At 45.9% G+C, this 2,568-nt stretch carries 2 protein-coding genes; one reads left to right on the forward strand and one right to left on the reverse strand.

Features of this window, described 5'->3' with window-relative positions; genetic code table 11:
* Positions 1 to 355: 355 nt before the first annotated feature.
* Positions 356 to 1,954 (reverse strand): vanadium-dependent haloperoxidase, encoded by a 1,599-nt coding sequence (locus RIM23_RS19305; protein WP_446368751.1) that lies wholly within the window; start codon positions 1,952 to 1,954, stop codon positions 356 to 358.
* A 359-nt stretch (positions 1,955 to 2,313) separates the two neighbouring features.
* Here RIM23_RS19305 and RIM23_RS19310 point away from each other — a divergent pair, with 359 nt between their 5' ends.
* The gene (locus tag RIM23_RS19310; protein WP_446368752.1) at positions 2,314 to 2,550 is read left to right on the forward strand and encodes a hypothetical protein; all 237 of its coding nucleotides are present in this window, start codon (positions 2,314 to 2,316) and stop codon (positions 2,548 to 2,550) included.
* Positions 2,551 to 2,568 lie beyond the last annotated feature (18 nt).

Below are 2,568 nucleotides of genomic sequence, written 5' to 3' on the forward strand. Positions count from 1 at the left end.
TCTGTGTGTGTGTTCACATAGTTGCAAGCATCCGCAAACGCCTGAAGGGTTGCCTCTAATTTGGCAACTTGTTCAGGAGAGGGTTGAAGCTTTACAACTATCGTGAGAACTTGTTTCATGACTATCATTATACCACCCACCTAGCGGGAAATAATTGGAAATACGAAAGGACATTGAGTCCTCGTATTTCCTGCTCTCCCCCTACCGCTTACCTCCACTTCGGGAAGGTTGAAGCCGTAGCCCCTCGCAATCCCGGTGGCGGTCAACTATAACAACTAGAGCAGTGGGCAAATAACTGGGGACAAGAGACGTTGCATGCAACGTCTCTACTAAATTCTGATGCTGCTATTCAAAATTAGATGGTAATCGCTGTACCATCAAACTTGGTCAGTGAGAAACAGCCATCCTCGTTATAGGTCAGCTTTTGCTCCTGCAAAATCCCGATCGCGATCGCTTCTCCTAATTTTATCGATTCTGTGTAGTCTGTGCGCCAGTGTACACCTGCCATATTGCGACCAATGGAAATATTTGCCGCTACCTTATTCAATTCCCCGCCTACGGTGAGAACCTCTGTACCAGGTCCACTATAAGGCATGTAACAAACCAATTCAGTCCCATCCTCATTCGGCACCACTGGGTTGGGAATCTGATAGGACTCATCAAACCACGCCTTCAATATCGTTACACAAGCCCCCGCTACTGTCGCATGTCCTGCACCATAAGCAGGATGAGTCGGTGATCCTTCCGGAAACACTTGCGGTAGCAGATAATTACCATTCTGATCAAATATCTCTTTGAGTGCCTGAGAATTGAGAATCTCTGGATGAATCGGATACTCCGCCTGTCCCGTCATAAGATTGTGAATCAGTCCACCAAAGGCTTCAGGGCGCAGCCGCCGATGTACAAACCATTTTTGATACCAAACCGCTTTTAAGGCTCGCGTCGCCACTTCTGTGACTAAACTGAGGATGTGCGGTCCACCATAAGTCCCAAATCCATCCTGATTCTCTGACGAAAGATATGGATTCCCCCGATCAAATGGTGCCTTCATATCCAACAAAATCAAACAAGCATTCAAATAGGCTTGATAGAGCGCATCAAAATGCACATAATTGCCTAAATCCCGCATATTCCGGATATAGCGTGGCACTTGGTCAAATTTATCCTGACCACTGAAATCAAAGCCATTTTGCACCGCCAACCACATTTTATAATCGGTCATAAAGTCGCTATTGGGAACAACCGTCCGTTGGCGTTGGCTAATTGTCTGGGTGCCATATTGGATATCTTTGAGCAGAAATTGCGAGATAAAAGGACCAACCACATCTCCTGGCGTAGACCCTCGGAAAATCACATCCGGTGTCACCTTACCATCTTCTTTCGGTCCCCGGAAATCTGAGCAGTTTGATAGTTCTGCGGCGGCTTTTTCAATGTCGCAGTTATCGCGAAAGTCGGTAAAATTCACATCTCGTAACAGCGCCATCCAGTAAAGTTCTATGGCTTCACAAGCATTTTCTGCCCCATCGATACGGGGAGCAGGGCGAATCGTGACTGACTGAGCGTCGGGTCCTTCTAAATCAAAGGCTAACCCGGCTTGCGGATTGATAAATCGACGACAACCACGGGGTTTCTTTTTATCTTTCTCAGAACTCGATTCAGATAACTCTAATTTGCGGCGAGTACAGCCCCGTGGTATTGCCTCAAAATCGTCAGGTTTTCCACTACACAAAGCTTTGAGTAAAATTCGGTAAGCTTTGGGGTCTACTTCCCCCAAATCATTATGGGGTAAACCTTTTGAATAATTAGCAATATAACTGAGTTCGTTATTACCATTCCGATAAGCTGACTCCTCAGCATTATTTAAATGGTCAGGATGGGGGCGCAAAAATGCAATTTCAGCCGCTTCTTCACGAACCTGGCGAGCTAAGCTGCGACGGGAAAAGATTTTCTTCATATTAATCTATTCTGGGGACAATAAGCTTTATCCTTCAATAACAACGGCAACCTATCCGGACGATTTCCAGGTCTGATTCAACCTAAAATTTTCCAGCTAACCTTGATCGACCTTCGACACACGGACGACAAGCACGCGGTTGCTCAAGTAAGAAGATTAGAACAATGGTAGATGCTTAAATAACGAGCTGTCCATTAGCCACATCTTTCTTTACAATTCTCATTACACTTGCTCCCTGGAATTTTACAAGTGATAAGAGGGAAATGGGTAAAATGCCAGGATTACAGGTTACGAAAATGGGAGGCTACTTGATGCGATCGCTCACAAAAATCTGTATAACGATGTAGAAGAGACGCGCCATGGCGCGTCTCTACAATTGTCGAGGAAGAGGGTTAAGGGTTTGGTGGGTTACGGCGGATTGTTCAGTTAAGGGGTGTTTGTCACAGTTGAATTCCCGCCTAACCCACGATGGCGGCGTGGCACACCTAAAATGGTGGATTAGTATTGTAGGGGCGCAGGTTGTGCGCCCAATTTCACCGTCAAATTTATTCCACAATTTTAGCTGTGTCAGTCCACTACTAGCGTGGCACACCTAAAATGGTGGATTAGTATTG

This window comes from Coleofasciculus sp. G3-WIS-01, assembly GCF_040223135.1.
GTDB lineage: Bacteria > Cyanobacteriota > Cyanobacteriia > Cyanobacteriales > Coleofasciculaceae > Coleofasciculus.